This window comes from Micromonospora sp. NBC_01638 (assembly GCF_045209745.1).
GTDB lineage: Bacteria > Actinomycetota > Actinomycetes > Mycobacteriales > Micromonosporaceae > Micromonospora.
This window is the reverse complement of record NZ_CP109273.1, coordinates 4,383,930-4,404,951: the sequence shown is the minus strand read 5'-3', so window position 1 is coordinate 4,404,951 and position 21,022 is coordinate 4,383,930. Positions and strand designations below refer to the sequence as shown.

Genomic DNA, 21,022 nt, shown 5'->3' with positions numbered 1-21,022 from the left:
GCCGTCGGCGGACGGCGACGCACGCCCTTGCGGTGATCGGTCGTCGCATGTGGTGCCGCCTCCACGCCCCCGTCGACAAGTCATTCCTACAACGACGGTCACCAGCACGCGGTGACGAAGAGTGGCTGACGCGACACGACGGATACGCAGCGTAGGACCAGGGGGGACAAACTAGACTAAGCGCTCAAAACGCCAGCAGCCCGATTCCCAGGGAGCAGCTCGTGGGCCAGCCCACCACCACCGCGCACCTCACCCCGCTCCGGTCCACCGCGACGCCACAGGTGCTGGCGCTGGCCGCGTACCGGTTCCCGCACGGTGACGCGATGTCCAACCGCCTGCTGCAACTGGCCCGGTCCGCCACTCCGGCGGGTGGGGTGACCGTGGTGGTCAACGACTGGCCCGACGACGGGTCGCGCCCGCCCAGCGCCCCGGACCTGCCACCGGACGTGCGGCTGATCACGTTGCCCCGCCGCCGCATCGGCGGTGGTGTCCTGGGCCGCTTGCTGCACCAGCGCCTCCGCCCGCTGCGGGTGCTCGCCGCACTGCGCCGCGCGGGCATCCGCCCGGGTGGGCTGGCCGGCGTGTACCTGCCACTGGGTCTGTGGAACCTGCTCACCTGGGTGGTGCTGCGCACGGCGGTGCGCTGCCCGGTGACCGTGGACGTGCTCGAACGGCACGACCGGGCGCAGTTCCCCCGGGGCTGGCTCACGCCGTACTTCCTCCGACACCGATGGGCGTTCTTCCTGGCCGGCCGGCTCGCCGACCGGGTCATCGCCATCTCCGAGATGCTGGAGCGGCACTTCGTCGGCCTGGGCCGACCGACGCTGGTGGTGCCGCCACAGGTGGACTGCGCCGGCTACGACGACCCCGCCCCGCCCTCGCTCGACGACGGGCTCCGGGTGCTCTACGCGGGCTCGGCCGGCGCCAAGGACCAGCTGGCCGTGGTCCTGGAGGGCATCCGCAGCCTTGCCTCCGAGGACCGGGCCCGGGTGCGCCTGGTGATCGCTGGAATCAGCCGTAAGCAGGCCGGCAGCCTCTCCGACCTGGACGAGGCCAGCTCCGGCGACCTCGACGACCATGTGAGCTTCCTCGGTTGGGTGCCCCGCGACCGGGTGCTCGCCGAGCTGCGCCGGGCGCACTTCTCGGTGCTGGTCCGCCCACCGGCTGGTTATGCGCAGGCGGGCTTCCCGTCCAAGGTGCCGGAGAGTCTGGCCGCTGGCTGCCCCGTGCTGCTCAACCACACCAGCGATCTCCGCAGGTACATCGTGGACGGCCGCGAGGGCATCGTGCTCGACGGAGCCGGGGTGGACGACGTCCGGCGTGGGCTGGAGCGGGCGCTGCTGCTCGACGATCCGGGGTGGGGGGCGATGAGCCGGGCGGCCCGCGAGCGGGCGCACTGCTTCGACTACCGGGCCTGGCGACCGGTGGTCAGCGACTTCGTCACCGGTGCCGGCCGTGGCTCGGGCACCGGCAGACCGGCCAGACCGGCCAGTTCGGCGGAGGTCAGTCGGCGCTCCGGAGGGTAGAGCTGCCGCTCATGGTCGTGAATGGTCTCCAGCGGCCACCGCAGTCGGATCACCCGGGCCGGGTTGCCGGCTGCCACCGCGTACGGCGGCACCGACCGGGTGACGACCGCGCCGGCGCCGATCACCGCGCCCCGACCGATGATCACACCGTGCAGGATCACCGCCCGGGTGCCCACCCAGACGTCGTCCCCGATGATCACTCCCCGGTCGTGGGTCACGTCGTCGGGTTCCTTGCCGACCGCGATCATCGGTACGCCGACCTGGTCGATGCGGTGGTTGCCACCCCGGACGGTCACCTCGGGGCCGAACATGACGTTGTCGCCGATCCGGATCCGCGCCCGAGCCGCCATCAGGATCGGCCGGTGCCCCAGGTCCACGTTGTGCCCGACCTCGATCGTCTCGCAGGTGTAGACGCCGTCGGGGTCGAAGGTGAAGTTGTCCCCACGGGCGGCGAACCGGCCGGCCAGGGCGTGGCCCCGGACGGCCCGACGGGCCCGGGCACCGGTGCACAGGAGACGATCCAGCGCCACGGCCACCGGGCCGAGGAGGGCGCCGGGCCGGCCGGCAGCCACTCGCATCAGAAACCCGCCCGGCCGGCACCGGCCTGCTCGGGCACCCCGTAGATCTGGCGGATCACCGCAGCCTTCTCGGCCGCCGGCAGGTGCCCGCACCCCAGCGATCGGGCGCGCATCCGGTCGAGATACTCGTCGACGCTGCGGATCACCCGGGCCGGAACGCCGGCCGCGACGCTGTTGTCCGGGATGTCCCGGGTCACCACCGAGCCGGCGCCGACGATGCAGCGGTTGCCGATCGTCACTCCGGGCAGAATGGTCGTTCGCACGCCGAGATAGACGTCGTCCCCGATGGTGATCGGTGCGGTCCACTCCAGATCGGGCACCTCCTTGCGGAGGATCAGCGTGCCACCGTCGTGGGTGATGAACTGGACCCCGGCGGTGATGTAGACGTTGTCGCCGAGGGAGACGAGCCACGGCTCGGAGCCGAACATCGCCCGGTCGATGCCGTAGAACCGGACCCGGCCCCGCAGGTCGACGCCGAGGGACCGGGCGAATCCCTCCGGGTCCCGGGCGGCGGCCCGCCGGTCTCGCAGGGCTTTTGCCATGCCGCGCACCATGCTGAGCAACGCTGTCCCCCGGTTCTCGCTGTGGGTGGGATTGATCGCGCGGTCCGAAGTGTAATTCGACCTACTCACCAGCATTGCCGCAATCGCCGAAATGCCGGACAGAGGATGGCAACCAGCACGACACCTGCCCCGGCCAGCACACCAGGCAGCGACGCCGACACGGTCAGCCACCTTGCACCCACCGAAGTATTGACATCAATCACGCCACGCCGAAGGCTCGCGCCTACAGGTCCTTCACCCAAGGAGGCGCGATGAGACCAAGACGACTGGCGATCGCCAGCGTGGTCACCCTACTCGGCGCACTGGCACTGGCCCCACCGGCCAACGCGCGGCCACCGTCCGAACCGGACGCCCGTGACAGCCTGGAGGTCTACGTCGGCACGGTCGACGCGAAACAGCGGGATCAGCTGCGCGCGGCGGGGGTCGATCTCGGCCACGACGCGAAGACGGACTCGACCGGCCGCACGGAGGTCGAGACGGTGCTCAGCCGCCGGCAGGCGAAGCGGCTGACCGACAAGGGCGTCCCGCTGTCGGTGAAGAAGGTGCGCGGCAAGGACGCGTCGCAGGCACTGCGGGAACAGGCCGCGGCCGGCTGGACGGCGTTTCGCCCCTACGGTGAGCCGGGCGGCCTGAGGGACGAGCTGAACGCCACCGCCGCCCGATACCCCAAGCTGACCAAGGTGGAGACGATCGGCCGCAGCCAGCAGGGCCAGCCGATCCTCGCCGTGAAGGTCACCAAGAACGCGCGGACCGTCACGGACGGCCAGCGGCCGGCGGTGCTCTACGCCGGGGCACAGCACGCCCGCGAGTGGATCACGCCGGAGATGACCCGCCGACTGATGCACCACGTGCTGGACAGCTACGGCACCAACAGGGAGATCACCCAACTCCTGGATACGACCGAGCTGTGGTTCCTGCCGGTGGCCAACCCCGACGGCTACGACTACACCTTCACCCCCGGCAACCGTCTGTGGCGCAAGAACCTGCGGGACAACAACGGCGACGGGCAGATCACCTCCGGCGACGGCGTCGACCTCAACCGCAACTTCGCCTACAAGTGGGGGTACGACAACGAGGGCTCGTCGCCGGAGCCGAACAGCGAGACCTACCGGGGCCCGGGTCCCAACTCCGAGCCGGAGACCACAGCCCTGGACCGGCTCTTCAAGCGCGTCGGGTTCGAGTTTTTCGTCAACTACCACTCGGCTGCCGAACTGCTGCTCTACGGCATCGGCTGGCAGGTGAGCACCCCCAGCCCGGACGACGTGATCTACGAGGCGATGGCTGGCGACGACGCGCACCCGGCGGTGCCCGGCTACGACCCGGACATCTCCGCCGAGCTGTACACCACCAACGGTGACACCGACAGCCACGCCACCGTCCGGTACGGCGCGTTGGGCTTCACCCCGGAGATGTCCACCTGCGAGGCCGCCTCGGCCGTCGACCCGGACGACGAGTGGCGTCCGGAGGACTGCGTCAGCGGCTTCATCTTCCCCGACGACGAGGCGCTGATCGCCGGCGAGGTGAGCAAGAACCTGCCGTTCGCGCTGGCCGTGGCGCGGTCTGCCGCGGATCCCGACGACCCGGTCTCAGTGGTCGGCCGGAGCACCCCGGACTTCGTGGTGGACGCCTTCGACACCTCGTACGGGCGCACCCAGCAGGTCGCCTCGATCACCCGTCGGGCGTTGAAGAACGTGCGGATGCACTACGTCGTCAACGGCGGCCGGCCGAAGACGGTCGCGGTCCGCGAGTGGCGCGGCGGTGAGCGGTACGGCAACACGAACGACGACTACTACGCCGAGTTGCGCGGCACGGTCACCGGCACGAAGCCCGGTGACCGGGTGGAGGTCTGGTTCACCGGGAACAAGCCCCGTGCCGGGGTGGTGGCGAGCGAACACTTCACCTACAAGGTGCACAGCGATGTCGGCGGTGACGTGCTGGTCCTCGCGGTGGAGGACGTCACCGGCCTCAGCCCGGCGCAGACCGGCACCACCGCGAAGTACGCCGACGAGATCGCGGCGTCGCTGACCGCCGCTGGGCGCAGCAGCGACGTCTACGACTTCGACGCCATGGGCCGCAAGGCGCCGCACCCGCTCGGCGTGCTGTCGCATTACCAGGCGGTGGTCTGGGAGACCGGCGACGACGTGATCCTGCGCTCGCCCGGCCAGGTGCCCGGCACGGCGGCCAGGGCGGCACTGGACACCGAGCTGGCGGTCCGTGACTACCTGAACGAGGGCGGCAAGCTGCTGGTCAGCGGCCAGTACGCGTTGTTCGCGCAGGGCGCCAACGGCTCGTACGTCTATCACCCGGACGCACCGCCAGAGTGCACCGACGCCGAGGACCCGAGTTGTCTGCCGCTGTTGAACGACTTCCAGCAGTACTGGCTGGGCGCACACACCTACGTCAGCGACGGCGGAACCGCCCCGGAGGGAGAGCCGTTCCCGGTCGCCGGGACCGACGCGGCGTTCACCGGCTTCAGCGGGCAGCTCAACGCGCCCGGGTCGGCGCAGAACCAGGCGCACACCGTGTCGTTCCTGACCACGTCGAGCTTCCTGCCACCGGACGAGTTCCCGCAGTTCGCCAGCTCCGCGCCGGTGGGCTGGACCCGACCGGGTGCCGCGCCGTTCGATCCGCGTACGGGTGAGTGGTACCTGCACAGCGGGCAGACCGACGAGTCCTACAAGCGGCTCAGCCGCACGGTGGACCTCACCGGGGCGACCAGCGCAGAGTTGCGCTTCTTCACCTCGTACGAGATCGAGCAGAACTGGGACTTCCTCTTCGTCGAGGCGCACGAGGTGGGCAGCGACGACTGGACGACCCTGCCCGACGTCAACGGCAAGACCAGCACGGTCACCGGGGACAGCTGCGTCGAGGGTTGGGTGGCGCAGTTGCACCCGTTCCTCGCCCACTACCAGGGCGCGGACTGCTCCCCCACCGGGAGCACCGGCAGCTGGAACGCGGCGACCGGGACGTCAAGCGGCTGGAAGGAGTTCGTGGTCGACCTGTCGGCGTACGCCGGTAAGCAGGTCGAGCTGTCGATCTCGTACGCCTCGGACTGGGGCACCCAGGGTCTCGGAGTCTTCCTGGACGACACCCGGGTGCTGGTCGACGGGGCCACCGTGGCGGAGACCTCGTTCGAGTCGGCCGACCTGGGCGGTTGGACGGTGGCCGGGCCGCCGGCCGGCTCCGGCGGCAACGCCAACGACTGGTCGCGCAGCCAGCAGGCGTTCGAGGAGGGCTCAGTGGTGGTCACCGGAGACACGGTGTATCTGGGATTCGGGTTGGAGGGCCTGGCCCCGGCGGCCCGCGACGATCTGGTCGCCCGCTCGCTGACCCACCTCCTCGGCCGGCCCCGCCGCTGACCGGCAGTGTGCGCCGGCGGTCTTCCGGACCGCCGGCGCGCACCTTCGGCGGTACGCCGGACGCGTCCGATGCCGATGTGGTGAGCTGTACGGGTGTCGGGGCTGGGACTGGTGTTGCACCCCACCCGGGATGTCACCGAGGTGGTCGGGATCATCGAAAGGTGGGCGACGCGCCACCACAAGTCACTCATGGTGCGGGCGGAGGACAAGCACCGCGTGCCGGCCAGTGTGGAGCCCGTGCCGGGCAACGAACTGGCCACCCGCTCCGACGCATTGATCAGCATCGGCGGTGACGGCACCATGCTGGGTGCGCTGCGCTCCGCCGTCCTCGACCCGAAGCCGGTGCTCGGCGTCCACCTGGGCCGACTCGGCTTCCTCGTCGAGATCGAGCCACCGGGCCTGCCCGAAGCCTTGAGCCGACTGCTGTCGAAAGACTTCACCATCGAGTCGCACGCGTGCCTCGCCTGCGACGTCTGCGGCGACGACACCGTGGCGTTCAACGACATCGCGCTGGTCCGCCAGCCCGGCTACGGCTTCGTCACCGCAACCCTCGCGGTCGACGGCCAGCAGTACGGCTACTACCGCGCCGATGCCGTGGTGGTCAGCACGCCGACCGGTTCCACGGCGTACAGCTACGCCGCGGGCGGCCCGCTGATCTCCCCTGCGGCGGACGCGGTGGTGGTGACGCCGTCGGCGCCGATGGCCGGCATCGCCCGGTCGGTGGTGCTCTCGCCGGACGAGAAGATCCGGCTGGAGCTGGAGCCCAACTCGTCGGCGGTCGTGGTGGAGATGGACGGGTTGGTGTTCCGGGACGGGGCGACCGAGGGGGCCGTGGAGATCAGTTACCGCCGCAACGCGGGCCTGGTGGTCCGCTTCGACCCGTTGCGCTACCAGGAACGCAACCAGTTGAAGATGAGCCTGCTCGACCTGCCGTTCCTGCCCGAGCAGCTCAGTGAGCTACTCCCCGATGAGCTGCGACGGCGCCAGCGGGAGCTGCCGCCGCCCTGCTGACCGAGCCCAATCAACGAGGAGGGCCGGGGTCAGCGCTCAGGCCTGGCCGAGCACTCCGTCGACCAGGGCCTTCGCCTCCTGTTGGATTTGCTTCAGGTGGTCGGGGCCCTGGAAGGACTCGGCGTAGATCTTGTAGACGTCCTCTGTGCCGGAGGGTCTCGCGGCGAACCAGCCGGACTCGGTGCTGACCTTGAGGCCGCCGATGGGCGCACCGTTGCCGGGCGCGGTGGTCAGCGTCGCGGTGATCGGCTCACCGGCCAACTCGGTGGCGGTGACCTGCTCCGGGGAGAGCTTGGCGAGCACGGCCTTCTGCTCCCGGCTGGCCGGGGCGTCGATCCGGGCGTACGCGGGTGCGCCGAACCGGTCGGCCAGCCCCGCCCAGTGCTCGCTCGGGCTGCGACCGGTGGTGGCCAGGATCTCGGCGGCGAGCAGGCAGAGCAGCAGGCCGTCCTTGTCGGTGGTCCAGGTGGAGCCGTCACGGCGCAGGAACGACGCCCCGGCGCTCTCCTCACCGCCGAAACCGACCGTTCCGTCCAGCAGCCCCGGCACGAACCACTTGAACCCGACCGGCACCTCCAGCAGCGGCCGGCCCAGGTCGGCGGCCACCCGGTCGATCATCGACGAGGAGACCAGGGTCTTGCCCACCGCGGCGGCCGGACCCCACTCGGTGCGGGTGCGGAACAGGTGGTCGATGGCCACCGTCAGGTAGTGGTTGGGGTTCATCAGGCCGGCGTCCGGGGTGACGATGCCGTGCCGGTCGGCGTCCGCGTCGTTGCCGGTGGAGATCTGGTAGTCGGCGCGGGCGGCGATCAGCGACGCCATCGCGTTCGGCGAGGAACAGTCCATCCGGATCTTGCCGTCGCCGTCGAGCGTCATGAACCGCCAGGTCGGGTCGACCGTCGGGTTGACCACGGTCAGGTCCAGCCGGTGCCGCTCGGCGATCTCCCCCCAGTACGCCACGCTCGCCCCACCGAGGGGGTCCGCGCCGATCCGGACCCCGGCGTCGCGGATGGCGTCGATGTCGATCGCCGCGGGCAGGTCGTCGACGTAGTTGGCGAGGAAGTCGTACTCCCCGGTGGTGTCGGCGGCCCGGGCCCGCGCGTAGGTGATCCGACGGACCTCCTTGAGCCCGGCGGCGAGGATGGCGTTGGCCCGGTCCTGGATCCACCGGGTCACGTCGGTGTCGGCCGGCCCGCCGTTGGTGGGGTTGTACTTGAAACCGCCGTCGTCGGGCGGATTGTGCGACGGGGTGATGACGATGCCGTCGGCGAGCCCGCTGGTGCGCCCCCGGTTGTGGGTGAGGATCGCGTGCGACAGCGCCGGGGTGGGGGTGTAACCGTCACGGCTGTCGACCAGGACGGTGACCCCGTTGGCGGCGAGCACCTCCAGGGCGTCCACGGCGGCCGGCGCGGAGAGCGCGTGGGTGTCCCGGGCGAGGAAGAGCGGACCGTCCAGCCCCTGCTCGCGCCGGTAGTCGCAGAGCGCCTGGGTGACCGCGAGGATGTGGTCGGAGTTGAACGCGTTGCGCAGGCTGGAGCCGCGGTGACCGGAGGTGCCGAAGGAGACCTGCTGCGCCGGGTCCGCGGGATCTGGATGCTCGGCGTAGTAGGCGGTCACCAGGCGCGGCACGTCGACCAGGTCGGCGGGCTGTGCGGGCTGGCCGGCACGGGGGTGGGTCACTGCGGGATCCTCCTCAAGAAGTGCGGGTCGGTCACAGCTCGACCTTCTGGCCCTTGCCGATCACCACGATGCCATTGTCGGAGACGGTGTAGCGCTGCCGGTCCTTTTCCAGGTCGACGCCGATCTCGGCGCCCTCCGGGACGAACACGTTCTTGTCCAGGATGGCCCGCCGGATCACCGCGTGCCGGCCGATCTCGACACCCTCCATCAGCACCGAGCCCTCGACGTGCGCCCAGGAGTGCACCCGCACCTTCGGCGAGACGATCGAGTTTTCCACCAGCGATCCGGAGATCACCACACCCGGGGAGATCATCGACCCGACCGCCCGGCCGACCCGCTCACCCCACTGGTGGACGAATTTCGCCGGCGGCCACGGCGGCTGCTCGGTGTAGATCGGCCAGTCGAAGTTGTACATGTTGAACACGGGGTGCACGTTGATCAGATCCATGTGCGCGTCGTAGAACGAGTCGAGCGTCCCGACGTCGCGCCAGTAGCCCCGGTCCCGGTCGGTGCTGCCCGGCACCTCGTTGTCACGGAAGTCGTAGACGTTCGCCTCGCCCCGTTCGACGAGCATCGGGATGATGCTGCCGCCCATGTCGTGCTTGCTGGTCTTGTCTTCCGCGTCTCGTTCGACCGCTTCGCAGAGCGCCCGAGTGGTGAAGACGTAGTTGCCCATCGAGGCGTAGATCTCGTCCGGTGCGTCGGGCAGGCCGACCGCGTCGGTGGGCTTCTCGCGGAACGCCCGGATCCGCTTGCCGTCCTCGCCGACCTCGATGACGCCGAACTGGTCGGCGGTCGACAGCGGCTGGCGGATGCCGGCGACGGTCACCGCGGCGCCGGAGGCGATGTGGTCCTCCACCATCTGCCGCGGGTCCATCCGGTAGATGTGGTCGGCGCCGAAGACGATCACGTAGTCGGGCTGCTCGTCGTTGATCAGGTTGAAGCTCTGGTAGATGGCGTCGGCCGATCCGGCGAACCACCACGGGCCACGACGCTGCTGCGCGGGCACCGGGGTGACGTAGTTGCCGAGCAGCGTGGACATCCGCCAGGTTTTGGTGATGTGTCGGTCGAGGGAGTGGGACTTGTACTGGGTCAGCACGACGATCTTGAGATAGCCGGCGTTGGCCAGGTTGGAGAGGACGAAGTCGACCATGCGGTACATCCCGCCGAACGGGACGGCCGGCTTGGCCCGGTCTGTGGTGAGTGGCATCAGGCGCTTGCCCTCCCCACCCGCCAGGACGATCGCGAGCACCTTGGCAGCCATGCCCCGACGCTATCCACCCGCGTCGGACTTCACCACTCGTACGGGGACTCTTCTGCACTAGGGTGCGGGGTCATGACGGAACCAACCCCGCTGCGCGTCGATCTGCTCACCCGCGAGTACCCGCCGGAGGTCTACGGCGGCGCCGGCGTGCACGTCGAGTACCTGGCCCGGGAGTTGCGCCGCCGCACCGACGTACGGGTGCACTGCTTCGGTCTGCCGCGCACCGAGCCGGGCGTCACCGCGTACGCCGAACCGCCCGGCCTGACCGGCGCGAACGCCGCGCTGCGCACGATGGGCGTGGACCTGGAGATGGCCGCGGGCACGGCCGGCACCGACGTGGTGCACAGCCACACCTGGTACGCGAACCTGGCCGGGCACACCGCGAAGCTGCTGCACGGGGTGCCGCACGTGGTGACCGCGCACAGCCTGGAGCCGCTGCGGCCGTGGAAGGCCGAGCAGCTCGGCGGCGGCTACGCGCTCTCTTCCTGGATCGAGCGCACCGCGATGGAGGCCGCCGACGCCGTGATCGCGGTCAGCGGGGGGATGCGCAACGACGTGCTCGCCGCCTACCCGCAGATCGACCCGGCCCGGGTCCGGGTGGTCTACAACGGCATCGACACCATCCAGTACGCGCCGGACCAGGGCACCGACGTGCTCGACCGCCTCGGCATCGACCCGGCCCGGCCCAGCGTGGTGTACGTGGGAAGGATCACCCGGCAGAAGGGGCTGCCGTACCTGCTGCGGGCCGCCCGGGAGCTGCCGGCGGACACCCAGCTCGTGCTGCTCGCCGGTGCGCCGGACACCGCCGAGATCGCCGCCGAGGTGGAGGAGCTGGTGGCCGAGCTGCGGGCCAACCGCTCCGGCGTGGTCTGGGTGGCGGAGATGCTGCCCAAGCCCGAGGTGATCCAGGTGCTCACGCACGCCACCGTCTTCGCCTGCCCGTCGGTGTACGAGCCGATGGGCATCGTCAACCTGGAGGCGATGGCCTGCGAAACGGCGGTGGTGGCGACCGCGACCGGCGGCATCCCCGAGGTGGTGGCCGACGGCGAGACCGGTCTGCTGGTGCCCATCGAGCAGGCCACCGACGGCTCCGGCACGCCGCTGGCCCCGGAGACGTTCGTCGCCGACCTGGCGGCGGCGATCAACACGCTGCTCGCCGACCCGGCGCGCACCGAGCGGTTCGGCCTGGCCGGCCGGCGGCGCGCGGTGCAGCACTTCTCCTGGGAGTCCATCGCCCAGCAGACGATCGACGTGTACCGCTCGGTCGGCGCGGCCTGACTCGCCCGATGATCGCGCTAGCATTGCTATCATCGGGCAGGCAACAGGAGGAGAGGACATGGCGGCTCTCAGCATCCGAGACTTGGACGATGGTGTGAAGGAGAAGATCCGCATCCGTGCCGCCCGGCACGGTCGATCGATGGAGGCCGAAGTCCGTGCCATCCTGACCTCCGCCGTTGCCGACGAGTCACCCCAGACCGACCTCTTCAGCGCGCTGACCGAACGGTTCACCCAGCTCGGTGGCATTGACCTGAACCTCCCCGCCCGAGCCACCCGACCCCGCGCGGCGGACCTGCCAGAATGATCATCCTGGACACCAACGTCGTCTCCGAACTCATGCGCGCCGAGCCAGCACCTGCCGTGCTCGCGTGGCTACAGCAGCGTTCTGGCGGCGGTCTGCACACCACCACGGTCACCATCGCCGAGATCCGATACGGCATCGCCCGTCTGCCCGACGGCCGCCGCCGGGAGTCTCTGCAGAAGGCCGCCGATGAGATCTTCGCCGCCTTTCCCCGTCAGGTTCTTCCGTTCGACCTTGCCGCAGCCAATACCTACGCCGATGTCGTCACCGGCCGCGAGACCATCGGCAACCCGATCGATGGTTTCGATGCCCAGATCGCCGCCATCTGCCGGTCCCAGGGGGCCACCCTCGCCACCCGCAACACCAAGGACTTCACCGACACCGGCATCGCCCTCGTCAACCCCTGGCGCGAAGCAGCCGACTGAGTCCTCGACGTGCCGGCGGCGCAACCACTATCACCGGCGCAGACAGCGCTTCCCGGATCGAGGTCAGCTGATACCCACGACGGTGACGTCCGTCAGGTGACGCGGAGGTTGGCGGCGAGCTGGCCGATGCCGGCGGGCGCGTCGGCAGACCGCCACACGACGGTGACCAGCTTTCGTACCGCCGGGCGGTCGTGCACCTCGCTGTGGGCGGTGCGTTCCGCGTCGAGCAGCGTCCGGCCGGCCCGGAGCAGGTCGCCGGTCAGGGCGTATGCGCGGGCCACATCGAGGAGATACGCGGCGCGGTGCTCGGGCGGCAACCACCGCCACTCCTCTCCGGCCACCAGCCGCTCGTGCCGAGCCGTGGCCGTGGTGACGTCGCCAAGAGCCGCCTCGGCCACCACCCGGGCGGCCTCGACCACCGCCCGGCCGAAACCCCCGCCGCCCAAGCCCGCGCCGGGAGCGCCCGCGTCACCGGTACCGCCGTCAGGCCTGTTGCCGTCCGCACCGAACTCCCGAACGATCTCCGTGGCCTGGTCGAGCGCCCGGCGGGTGCGGGGTTGGTCTTTGCCGCCCGCAGCGGCGAGCGCAGCCTGGATCAGTAGCGTGCCCCGAAGCGATGAACCGACCGGAGAGCCATCGCCGGCCTGGAGCGCACCGATGCGGTCAGCGGCGACGAGCGCGGCATCCAGAGCGGACCGCCGTCGACCACGCGACCGCAGGGCCTGACTCAATGACACGGTGGCAATGCCGGCCACCTGCGGGTCGTGGGTCGCCAGGGCGACGGTCATGCCACGGTCGGCGGCCAGCCAGGCCAACTCCCCCTGATCGACCTTGACCAGCACCAGCGCGATGAGCGCGTACACCGACACCAGCAGCGCGTCCGTCGCACCGGGGCGAGCGGCCTGCGCTTCGCGGGTGGCGTCGAGCAGGCCGGGCAGCAGCGCCAGCAACGCCGGGTAGCGGGCGTGCCGATAGCTCTGCTCGGCATGCTCCAGCCGGGCAGCCAACTCCTCCACCAGCGGCGGTCGGTCCGCGCCCGGTAGGTGGTAGCGGGCCAGCGCCGTCCGGATCCCGTCCACCCCGGCGGCAACCGGGGTCGGCCGCACCGGCCGGGCCACCAGCAGGACCTCCACGTCGATGCGGAGCGTCTCGGCGACCTCCCGGAGGTTGGACACCCGCTCCAACCGGCGTACCCCACGCTCGACCTTGTCGACCCAGCTCTTCGACTTGCCGAGACGGTCGGCGAACTGCTGCTGCGTCATGTTCCGCCGCACCCGCCACTGGGCGACCCGGCGACCCACCGGCAGCTCGTTCACCGCCGGCCCGTCGCGCTCACCGCAGGACCCCAACCACAAACAGCACGAGTACGACCACCGCGATCACGAGTCCGTAGGCATACTGCCGCCGGGTGAGCGGCGCCCGCGTCGGCTGGGGCGGACCGGGCACCCGGTCCCCGTCCGGGTACTCACTGCACTCTAGGTTGGATTTGAAGGTTCTCTCGTCAGCAGCGGAGTACCTCCATCCGGGGCGGGGTGGTTCCCCCGTGCCACCCCGCCCCTGACCTGCATGTCCTTTCGCCGCGAGGAGGCACAGAGTTGGACGAGCGTTTGCCGGACGGGCCGCTGCCGCCCGCGCATCCCGTCCCCGGGGCGCGGCCTCCGCAGAGAGTCAACACAGGATGCACAGAGTGTCATGTTCGGTGGCATGCTCAGAGGGCTGACGAGAGGTGGCCCTGCCATGCCGAGACAACCCGTATACGAGCAGGTCATCGATGATGTGATCCGCTCGATCCAGTCCGGCACACTTCAGCCCGGCGACAAGTTGCCGTCCATCGCGGAACTCGGCGAGCAGTACCGAGCCAGCGCCACGCCGATCAGGCTGGCCCTGCGGATCCTCGACGAGCGGGGCTGGATCGAGGTGCACCAGGGCAAGGGCTCGTTCGTGGCACCGCAACCGCCGGCCTGAACCTGCCGAGGCCGCCCGCACCGCGAAGATCCACACGACTTCCAGGAAACCGCTGCATCCTGGCGCATCGATACCGCGGTTTCACTGAACGCGTGTGGATCTTGAGGTTCGGCCGGACGACGGGCCCAGCGACGGTCAATCGGGTGGCGTGATCAGCGTCAGGGTCGGGAAATACGTGCGGTAGCGCGCCCCATCACGGGTCAGCAGGTTGTATCGACAGACCGCCGCGTGCGCGCCGATGTAGAAGTCGGCCACCGGCGACCGCTTCGCGCCGCCCAGTTTCCGGTACCGCGCATAAGCCTTACCCGCGAGGAAGCCCGCCAGGTAGGGCAACTCCTCGCGGAGGAAGTCCCCGGCAGGCAGCGCCTCGTCCAGCTCTTCGATACGGGCGAAGCGGACGGACACCTCGGCGTACACGATGGGGTTGATCACGAGATTGCCCGCGTCGCGGGCCTCGGCGAGGGCGGCCCCGGACCACTCCCCCCACTTGGGGTCATCGGTGAGGATGTCCAGCAGCACGTTGGTGTCGACCAGGGTCGTCACCGCGTCGGATGGACGCGGCGGCACTGCGCGGAGCTGGTCACTCGCCACGCAGCAACTCCATCAGCTCCTCGGTGGACATGTGCTCGGTCTCCTTGGCGCTGCCCCGACCCCGCATATGACCCACGAGGCGCTGGCCGCGGGTTGCGGCACCGTGCACGCGGATGATGCGCAGAGCACCGCCCTCCTCGACCACATCGACCTCGTCGCCCTCATGCAGGTTGTACCGAGCCCGCAGCGCCGCCGGGATGGTCACCTGGCCTTTGCTGTTCAACCGCATGCTCTGACCCTCCGTCACGTAATACCAACGATACGCGACACCTCTCGATACGCGGTCCGAGTTATGTGACCGCGGGGAGCAGCACCTGGCGTGCTTGGCCGCGCGCGAACGGATCTCGCGCAGTAGGTTGGCGGGGTGACTGGACGGTTCCCGATCGAAGACGTCTCCCCCGTCGTCTCGTGCGGGCGATACCCGGCCAAGGCGGTGGTCGACGAACCGATTCCGGTGTCGGCGCGCGTCTACCGGGAGGGGCACGACGCGCTGGGCTGCAACGTGGTGTGGGCCGGCCCGGACGACGCGCAGCAGCCGTTCACCCGGATGCGCCCCGGCGAGCCCGGCCAGGACCGCTGGCACGCCACCATCGCACCGGACGCCGTCGGCTCCTGGACCTTTGCCGTCGAGGCGTTCCAGGACCCGTATCTGACCTGGCAGAACGCGATGACCAAGAAGATCGCCGCCGGGCAGGGGCCGGAGGACCTGGCCAACGACCTGGCCGAGGGCGCGCGGGTGCTCGCCGCCGCCCGGGACCTCGTCCCGTCCGCCGACCGGCCCCGGGTCGCCGACGCCCTCACCGCGCTTGTCGACACCGACCTGCCGCTGCCGGAGCGGGTCGACCCGGCGCTGGCCCTGGCCGACCTGCTCTGGGAGCACCCGGTGCGGGAAATGGTCACCGTCGGTGACGCGTACTCCCTCTGGGTTGACCGCAAGCGGGCGCTCTACTCGGCCTGGTACGAGTTCTTCCCCCGCTCCGAAGGGGCGGTGGGTGATCGATCCGGGACCTTCGCCACGGCCACCGAGCGACTGCCCGGCGTGGCCGCGATGGGCTTCGACGTGCTCTACCTGCCGCCGATCCACCCGATCGGCCGGGTCAACCGCAAGGGTCGCAACAACGCGCTCACCGCCGGGCCGACCGACGTGGGCTCGCCGTGGGCGATCGGCGCCGCCGAGGGCGGCCACGACACGATCCACCCCGACCTGGGTACGCCGGCAGACTTCCGGGCGTTCATCGACGCGGCGGCGACACAGGGCCTGGAAGTGGCGATGGACCTGGCGTTGCAGTGCGCGCCGGACCACCCGTGGGTCACCGAGCACCCGGAGTGGTTCACCACCCGGGCCGACGGCAGCATCGCGTACGCGGAGAACCCGCCGAAGAAATACCAGGACATCTACCCGGTCAACTTCGACAACGACCCTGAGGGCATCCGGGCCGAGGTGCTGCGGGTGGTGCTGCACTGGGTCGGCGAGGGCATCCGGATCTTCCGGGTGGACAACCCGCACACCAAGCCGTTCGACTTCTGGCACTGGCTGATCGCCGAGGTGAAGGCGGTCGACCCGGACGTGCTGTTCCTGGCCGAGGCGTTCACCCGGCCGGCCATCATGCACGGCCTCGGCAAAATCGGCTTCACCCAGTCGTACACCTATTTCACCTGGCGCACGACGGCCGCCGAGATGCGGGCGTACTGCGAGGAGCTGATCGAGGCGGCCGACTACATGCGGCCGAACTTCTGGCCGAACACGCCGGACATCCTGCATGAGTCGTTGCAGCACGGCGGCCCGCCGATGTTCAAGATCCGGGCGGTGCTTGCCGCGCTGCTCTCCCCCTCCTGGGGTCTCTACGCGGGCTACGAGCTGTTCGAGCACGTGGCCCGGCCGGGCGCGGAGGAATACCTGGACAACGAGAAGTACGAGCTGCGGCCCCGGGACTGGGCCGGCGCCGAGGCGCAGGGCCGGTCGCTGGCGCCGTTCCTGGCCACCCTCAACCGGGTACGCCGGGACAACCCGGCCCTGCACCAGCTGCGCAACCTGCGCTTCCACGAGATCGACAACCCGGCGCTGCTCTGCTGGTCGAAGCACGACCCGGAGACCGGCAACACGGTCATCGTGATCTGCTCGTTCGACCCGCGCGTCGTGCAGTGGGGCAACACCACCCTCGACATGCCGGCGCTCGGCTTCGACTGGCACGAGCGGTTCACCGTGTACGACGAGCTGACCGGCACCAGCTACGACTGGGGTCAGCGCAACGCGGTCCGGCTCGACCCGTACCTGCAACCAGCGCACGTGTTGACCGTGCGCCGCCCGACCCCACCCGCCGCACCGGCGCCCGCCGCAACCGTCGCGGCAGAGCTGGCCGTCGCGGACATCCCCGACGACCTCTCCGGCGGCACCGCGCCGACCGCGCCCGCGCCGACTACGCCCGTGCCGACCGCGCCCGCGCCGACCGCGCCTCGTCGGTCCACCCCCGTCCCGACCCCGCCCCGCCGGTCCGGCTCCCGCACGCCCGCGTCCCGCAGGCTCACCGGAGCACCGGGCGACGCCGCCCGCACCGATACCGCACCGACCGACGCCGCCCCGAAGGACGCCAGATGGACGAGCTGATCACCGGCGCGACGCACGACCCGCACGCGCTGCTCGGCGCGCACCCCGCCGACTCCTCGACGACGATCCGCACCATGCGCCGGGGCGCCGGCGATGTGGTGCTCCTCCTCGGCGACGAGCGGCACCCGATGAAGCGGGTGCACGACGTGGGCGTCTTCGAGGCGCAGGTCGACGGCACCGTGCTCGACTACCGGGTGGAGGTCGACGGCACCGCGCACGACGACCCGTACCGCTATCCGCCGACCCTCGGTGAGCTGGACCTGCACCTGATCCGCGAGGGACGGCACGAGCGACTGTGGGAGGCGCTCGGCGCCCGGGTCTTCGACGAGGGCGTGGCGTTCAGCGTCTGGGCGCCCAACGCCCGTGGAGTGCGGGTGGTCGGCGACTTCACCGGCTGGGGGCCCGACGACGGCTGGCCGATGCGGTCACTCGGATCCAGCGGGGTGTGGGAGCTGTTCGTCCCCAACGCCCGGGTCGGGGCCCGCTACAAGTACCGGGTGCTCGGCGCCGACGGGCAGTGGCGGGACAAGGCCGACCCCCTGGCCGCGTACGCCGAGGTGCCGCCGGCCACCGCCTCGGTGGTGCACCACTCGACGTACCGGTGGAACGACGCGGACTGGCTGGCCCGACGGGCCGAGCGGCAACCGCACCAGGAACCCATGAGCGTCTACGAGGTGCACCTCGGCTCGTGGCGGCCCGGCCTGGGCTACCGCGAGTTGGCCGAGCAGCTCACCGCGTACGTCACCGAGCTGGGCTTCACCCACGTGGAGTTCCTGCCGGTGATGGAGCACCCGTTCGGCGGTTCCTGGGGCTACCAGGTCACCGGCTACTACGCGCCGACCTCCCGGTTCGGCGACCCGGACGACTTCCGATACCTCGTCGACCAGCTGCACGCCGCCGGCATCGGCGTACTCCTGGACTGGGTCCCCGCGCACTTCCCCAAGGACGAATGGGCCCTCGCCCGCTTCGACGGCACCCCGCTCTACGAGCACCCCGACCCGCGGCGCGGCGAACACCCCGACTGGGGCACGTACGTGTTCGACTTCGGCCGCAACGAGGTGCGCAACTTTCTGGTCGCCAACGCGCTCTACTGGTGCGACCAGTTCCACGTCGACGGGCTGCGGGTCGACGCGGTCGCCTCGATGCTCTACCTGGACTACTCCCGCGAGCACGGGCAGTGGGCCCCGAACAAGTACGGCGGCCGGGAAAACCTGGAGGCCCTCGCGCTCCTGCAGGAGGTCAACGCGACCGTCTACAAGCACCACGCCGGCGTTGTCATGATCGCCGAGGAGTCCACCGCCTGGCCGGGTGTCACCCGCCCCACCGCCGACGGCGGGCTGGGCTTCGGCTTCAAATGGAACATGGGCTGGATGCACGACACCCTGCTCTACACCTCGAAGGACCCGATCTACCGCCAGCACCACCACCACCAGCTCACCTTCTCCCTGGCGTACGCCTGGAGCGAGAACTACGTGCTGCCGATCAGCCACGACGAGGTGGTGCACGGCAAGGGCTCACTGGCCGGCAAGATGCCCGGCGACACCTGGCAGCGACTGGCCAACGTGCGGGCGCTGCTGGCGTACATGTGGGCGCACCCGGGCAAGCAGTTGCTCTTCATGGGCTCCGAACTGGCCGACGACCGGGAGTGGAGCGAGGAGCGCGGCCTCGACTGGTACCTGCTCCACGACCCCGCCCGAGCGGGGGTGCAACGGCTCGTCGGCGACCTGAACCGGGTCTACCGGGACACCCCGGCGCTCTGGGCACAGGACACCGAACCGGCCGGGTTCCGCTGGATCGCCGGCGACGACGTCGCCAACAACACCGTGTCGTTCATCCGGATCGCCCCGGACGGCTCGACGCTGGTCTGCGTGGCGAACTTCTCCGCCCAGCCGCTGCACGACTACCGGATCGGGTTGCCGGCCGGCGGCACCTGGACCGAGGTGCTCAACACCGACGCGCACCACTACGGCGGGTCAGGGGTCGGCAACCTGGGCGAGGTACGCGCCGAGGACGTGCCATGGCACGGGATGGTGGCGTCGGCGGCGCTCCAGGTGCCGCCGCTGGGCGTCATCTGGCTCCGCAAAAACTGAGAAGGGCACTTCAGGATTCACTCTTATTTGGATCCTGCGCACTAGCCTTCTTACTTAAGCGTGTACGGCTCGACCGACTGTCGCCGGCAGGACCGACGTTTGGTCCTGCCGGCGACAGCGGGCACTTTGTCAACGCAAAGCCCGCACACTTCGACCCAGGCGAATCGCAACGCGAACTACCCGCTGCAACTCTGTCTTATTGAGTGATGGCGGGAACACTGCAGGGAGCTTCTTGATTACCTCACGGCTGAAGCAGGCGAGCTAGAACCGGGATCCCTCCAGCAAGCACGGACCAACCGACGGCGAACCAGAGCAGATGGCGAACCCAAGGCACCTCCGAGTGAATTTCGCCACCAGATACCCGGTCGGCATTTTTCTTTCTCCACGCCTCGATAGCCTCAGCTGCACCAGCATTCCTCCGACTGCCCCACAGCTTTCCCAACAGTGAGCCCTGGAAGGCGTAACAGGCCACATCTCGATGACCTATCGCGCTGACCACTAACCCGTTCTCTGCGTCAACGCCCTTAACCCGACCCCATGGCACGATTACCCTCGCTCCAGGGTTGACTATCTGGAGCGATTCACGTGTCGGTTTAACGAACGAGAACATCGTTGTCAATGAGATCAAGTAGCAGATTACCGCGAAGAAGCTGGCGACAGCAATAAGTCCGCCCCGCCCGTTCGCTGAATTCAGGCTGAACATGAGCATCATGAAACCGAACAGCAGCCAAAGCAGGAAGCCGCCCAGCCAGTTCAGCTTATTTCTCATACGTGTCTCAGTTCCTCACCAGATGTCCGCACCGTTCGCTCCGGCTCACATACTGGCGTTGGCAGACAGGCCAGTCATGCTAGCACCAAGATCACAGTTGCTTACCACCTGCTTGGTTCGAGCGGAAGCGTAGCTCAGAGCAGGGAAGGCGGCGCTCGGCGTGCTCTGGCTGCTCAGGAAATAGAACCTTTCCCTCATGCTAATCACTCAACAGGTGCTGCCCACCGGCAACCAGCATCACGAATCCCACTGGAACTATCAATATTCCAATAAATCTGTCCAACAGGACAAACCACTTTCGACGTCTAACGAGTCGCTCGTCCTGCCACTCCATCTTTTTGGACGACGTCAGAGGACGCACGACACTCATGGCAAGCGCAATGTGCTTCGTCGCAATTCCTCGATAATCCAGCGCGAGGACTGGCCCTATTGCAACGAAGAGCAGGCCCAACATGACGCTAATTACCGCTCGCCACATTACTACGCCTCCCTGATTCAATCCTCTTCCAGGCGGCATCCACCAGCCGCCGTCGCCGCCGATTTGTGTTCCCAAAGCGGACCGCGGATTGCTTGAGCACATCGCGCTCCATCGCCAGCTTGGCGTTCTCCTTGCGCAGACGAGCCAGCTCGGCGCGTTCGTCCTCACCGAGACCGCCAGCGGCGGCCTCACCCCGAGCCCGCCGGTCCTGCGCCACCCAGTTGGCCAAGGTGCCATCGTTGATCCCCAGGTCCCGAGCGACCTGCGCGATCGGCTTGCCCGTCTCCCGCACGATCCGCACGGCGCCCTCTCGGAACTCCCGGTCGAACCGCCGCCTCGTCTCAGCCATGACCATCTATCCCCTTAGGTCCGGCCTCCACGCTATCGGGGGAACCTCAGCCCCGGTCCCCCACCGCCGCCCGGCCAACGGGTTCCTGGCGTGTCGGTCACTGCTGTTAGCCTCGGTCTTTCACTTGGACGTCAGCCGATAGCCGGGATTCGATGAGTTCGATTCGCGTGGTTGATGGCGTTTTGTTGGT

Annotated in this window: 17 protein-coding genes and 1 pseudogene; 9 read left to right on the top strand and 9 right to left on the bottom strand. The window is 69.5% G+C overall.

The window, feature by feature from the left end; all coding sequences use genetic code 11:
* Positions 1-323: 323 nt before the first annotated feature.
* A pseudogene (locus OG811_RS20795) lies at positions 324-1,385 on the top strand (glycosyltransferase); the annotation flags it as partial.
* A gap of 20 nt (positions 1,386-1,405) precedes the next feature.
* On the opposite strand, the gene OG811_RS20790 reads toward OG811_RS20795, so the two are convergent.
* Both OG811_RS20790 and OG811_RS20785 read right to left on the bottom strand, forming a co-directional pair.
* Positions 1,406-2,104, bottom strand: coding sequence for an acyltransferase (locus OG811_RS20790; protein WP_406068035.1), 699 nt, complete (start codon positions 2,102-2,104; stop codon positions 1,406-1,408).
* Positions 2,104-2,646, bottom strand: a complete 543-nt coding sequence (locus OG811_RS20785; RefSeq protein WP_406068033.1) for a DapH/DapD/GlmU-related protein — start codon at positions 2,644-2,646, stop codon at positions 2,104-2,106. The genes OG811_RS20790 and OG811_RS20785 overlap by 1 nt, the downstream gene beginning before the upstream one ends.
* Before the next feature lie 272 nt (positions 2,647-2,918).
* On the opposite strand from OG811_RS20785, the gene OG811_RS20780 reads away from it, so the two are divergent.
* Together OG811_RS20780 and OG811_RS20775 are read left to right on the top strand one after the other, a co-directional pair.
* Positions 2,919-6,026, top strand: a complete 3,108-nt coding sequence (locus tag OG811_RS20780; RefSeq protein ID WP_406068032.1) for a M14 family zinc carboxypeptidase — start codon at positions 2,919-2,921, stop codon at positions 6,024-6,026.
* 102 nt (positions 6,027-6,128) lie between these two features.
* On the top strand, positions 6,129-7,037 hold the full coding sequence (locus OG811_RS20775; RefSeq protein ID WP_406075826.1) for an NAD(+)/NADH kinase: 909 nt from the start codon (positions 6,129-6,131) through the stop codon (positions 7,035-7,037).
* 36 nt (positions 7,038-7,073) lie between these two features.
* Here OG811_RS20775 and pgm read toward each other — a convergent pair whose 3' ends face one another.
* Complete coding sequence (pgm, locus tag OG811_RS20770) at positions 7,074-8,717, bottom strand: phosphoglucomutase (alpha-D-glucose-1,6-bisphosphate-dependent) (RefSeq protein WP_406068030.1); 1,644 nt, start codon at positions 8,715-8,717, stop codon at positions 7,074-7,076.
* 31 nt (positions 8,718-8,748) lie between these two features.
* The gene (gene glgC, locus OG811_RS20765) at positions 8,749-9,981 is read right to left on the bottom strand and encodes a glucose-1-phosphate adenylyltransferase (protein ID WP_406068028.1); all 1,233 of its coding nucleotides are present in this window, start codon (positions 9,979-9,981) and stop codon (positions 8,749-8,751) included.
* A 72-nt stretch (positions 9,982-10,053) separates the two neighbouring features.
* Between glgC and glgA the strand changes: the two genes are divergently transcribed.
* The 3 genes from glgA to OG811_RS20750 are packed head-to-tail and all read left to right on the top strand — an operon-like array spanning position 10,054 to position 11,985.
* Positions 10,054-11,259, top strand: coding sequence for a glycogen synthase (gene glgA / locus OG811_RS20760; RefSeq protein WP_406068026.1), 1,206 nt, complete (start codon positions 10,054-10,056; stop codon positions 11,257-11,259).
* Positions 11,260-11,317: 58 nt separating this feature from the next.
* Complete coding sequence (locus tag OG811_RS20755) at positions 11,318-11,563, top strand: FitA-like ribbon-helix-helix domain-containing protein (RefSeq protein ID WP_406068025.1); 246 nt, start codon at positions 11,318-11,320, stop codon at positions 11,561-11,563.
* Positions 11,560-11,985 (top strand): type II toxin-antitoxin system VapC family toxin, encoded by a 426-nt coding sequence (locus OG811_RS20750; protein ID WP_406068024.1) that lies wholly within the window; start codon positions 11,560-11,562, stop codon positions 11,983-11,985. Before OG811_RS20755 ends, OG811_RS20750 begins: the two co-directional genes overlap by 4 nt.
* A gap of 92 nt (positions 11,986-12,077) precedes the next feature.
* Here OG811_RS20750 and OG811_RS20745 read toward each other — a convergent pair whose 3' ends face one another.
* Positions 12,078-13,301, bottom strand: coding sequence for a helix-turn-helix domain-containing protein (locus OG811_RS20745; protein WP_406068023.1), 1,224 nt, complete (start codon positions 13,299-13,301; stop codon positions 12,078-12,080).
* 421 nt (positions 13,302-13,722) lie between these two features.
* On the opposite strand from OG811_RS20745, the gene OG811_RS20740 reads away from it, so the two are divergent.
* Positions 13,723-13,950, top strand: a complete 228-nt coding sequence (locus OG811_RS20740; RefSeq protein WP_406068021.1) for a winged helix-turn-helix domain-containing protein — start codon at positions 13,723-13,725, stop codon at positions 13,948-13,950.
* Between the two features lie 135 nt (positions 13,951-14,085).
* Here the strand turns inward: OG811_RS20740 and OG811_RS20735 are convergent, their stop codons facing one another.
* Both OG811_RS20735 and OG811_RS20730 read right to left on the bottom strand, forming a co-directional pair.
* On the bottom strand, positions 14,086-14,541 hold the full coding sequence (locus OG811_RS20735) for a type II toxin-antitoxin system VapC family toxin (protein WP_406068020.1): 456 nt from the start codon (positions 14,539-14,541) through the stop codon (positions 14,086-14,088).
* Positions 14,531-14,770 carry an AbrB/MazE/SpoVT family DNA-binding domain-containing protein gene (locus OG811_RS20730; RefSeq protein WP_406068019.1) on the bottom strand — a complete coding sequence of 80 codons (240 nt, stop codon included), beginning with the start codon at positions 14,768-14,770 and terminating at the stop codon, positions 14,531-14,533. Before OG811_RS20730 ends, OG811_RS20735 begins: the two co-directional genes overlap by 11 nt.
* A 135-nt stretch (positions 14,771-14,905) precedes the next feature.
* Between OG811_RS20730 and OG811_RS20725 the strand changes: the two genes are divergently transcribed.
* Positions 14,906-17,146, top strand: a complete 2,241-nt coding sequence (locus OG811_RS20725; RefSeq protein WP_406068018.1) for a maltotransferase domain-containing protein — start codon at positions 14,906-14,908, stop codon at positions 17,144-17,146.
* Positions 17,134-19,236: a 1,4-alpha-glucan branching protein GlgB gene (gene glgB, locus OG811_RS20720; protein WP_406068016.1), complete on the top strand. Its 2,103-nt coding sequence runs from the start codon at positions 17,134-17,136 to the stop codon at positions 19,234-19,236. The genes OG811_RS20725 and glgB overlap by 13 nt, the downstream gene beginning before the upstream one ends.
* A gap of 241 nt (positions 19,237-19,477) precedes the next feature.
* On the opposite strand, the gene OG811_RS20715 is transcribed toward glgB, so the two are convergent.
* Positions 19,478-20,005: a hypothetical protein gene (locus tag OG811_RS20715; RefSeq protein ID WP_406068015.1), complete on the bottom strand. Its 528-nt coding sequence runs from the start codon at positions 20,003-20,005 to the stop codon at positions 19,478-19,480.
* A 458-nt stretch (positions 20,006-20,463) separates the two neighbouring features.
* Entirely contained in the window at positions 20,464-20,832 is a 369-nt protein-coding gene (locus OG811_RS20710) for a transposase (RefSeq protein WP_406068014.1), read from the bottom strand.
* Between the last annotated feature and the right edge of the window lie 190 nt (positions 20,833-21,022).

Coding starts and splice junctions, on each gene's coding strand:
- OG811_RS20740 (WP_406068021.1), top strand. CDS start 13,723: ATGCCGAGACAACCCGTATACGAGCAGGTCATCGATGATGTGATCCGC.
- glgA (WP_406068026.1), top strand. CDS start 10,054: ATGACGGAACCAACCCCGCTGCGCGTCGATCTGCTCACCCGCGAGTAC.
- OG811_RS20790 (WP_406068035.1), bottom strand. CDS start 2,104: ATGCGAGTGGCTGCCGGCCGGCCCGGCGCCCTCCTCGGCCCGGTGGCC.
- OG811_RS20785 (WP_406068033.1), bottom strand. CDS start 2,646: ATGGCAAAAGCCCTGCGAGACCGGCGGGCCGCCGCCCGGGACCCGGAG.
- OG811_RS20710 (WP_406068014.1), bottom strand. CDS start 20,832: ATGGCTGAGACGAGGCGGCGGTTCGACCGGGAGTTCCGAGAGGGCGCC.
- OG811_RS20755 (WP_406068025.1), top strand. CDS start 11,318: ATGGCGGCTCTCAGCATCCGAGACTTGGACGATGGTGTGAAGGAGAAG.
- glgB (WP_406068016.1), top strand. CDS start 17,134: ATGGACGAGCTGATCACCGGCGCGACGCACGACCCGCACGCGCTGCTC.
- OG811_RS20715 (WP_406068015.1), bottom strand. CDS start 20,005: ATGAGAAATAAGCTGAACTGGCTGGGCGGCTTCCTGCTTTGGCTGCTG.
- OG811_RS20750 (WP_406068024.1), top strand. CDS start 11,560: ATGATCATCCTGGACACCAACGTCGTCTCCGAACTCATGCGCGCCGAG.
- OG811_RS20780 (WP_406068032.1), top strand. CDS start 2,919: ATGAGACCAAGACGACTGGCGATCGCCAGCGTGGTCACCCTACTCGGC.
- OG811_RS20730 (WP_406068019.1), bottom strand. CDS start 14,770: ATGCGGTTGAACAGCAAAGGCCAGGTGACCATCCCGGCGGCGCTGCGG.
- glgC (WP_406068028.1), bottom strand. CDS start 9,981: ATGGCTGCCAAGGTGCTCGCGATCGTCCTGGCGGGTGGGGAGGGCAAG.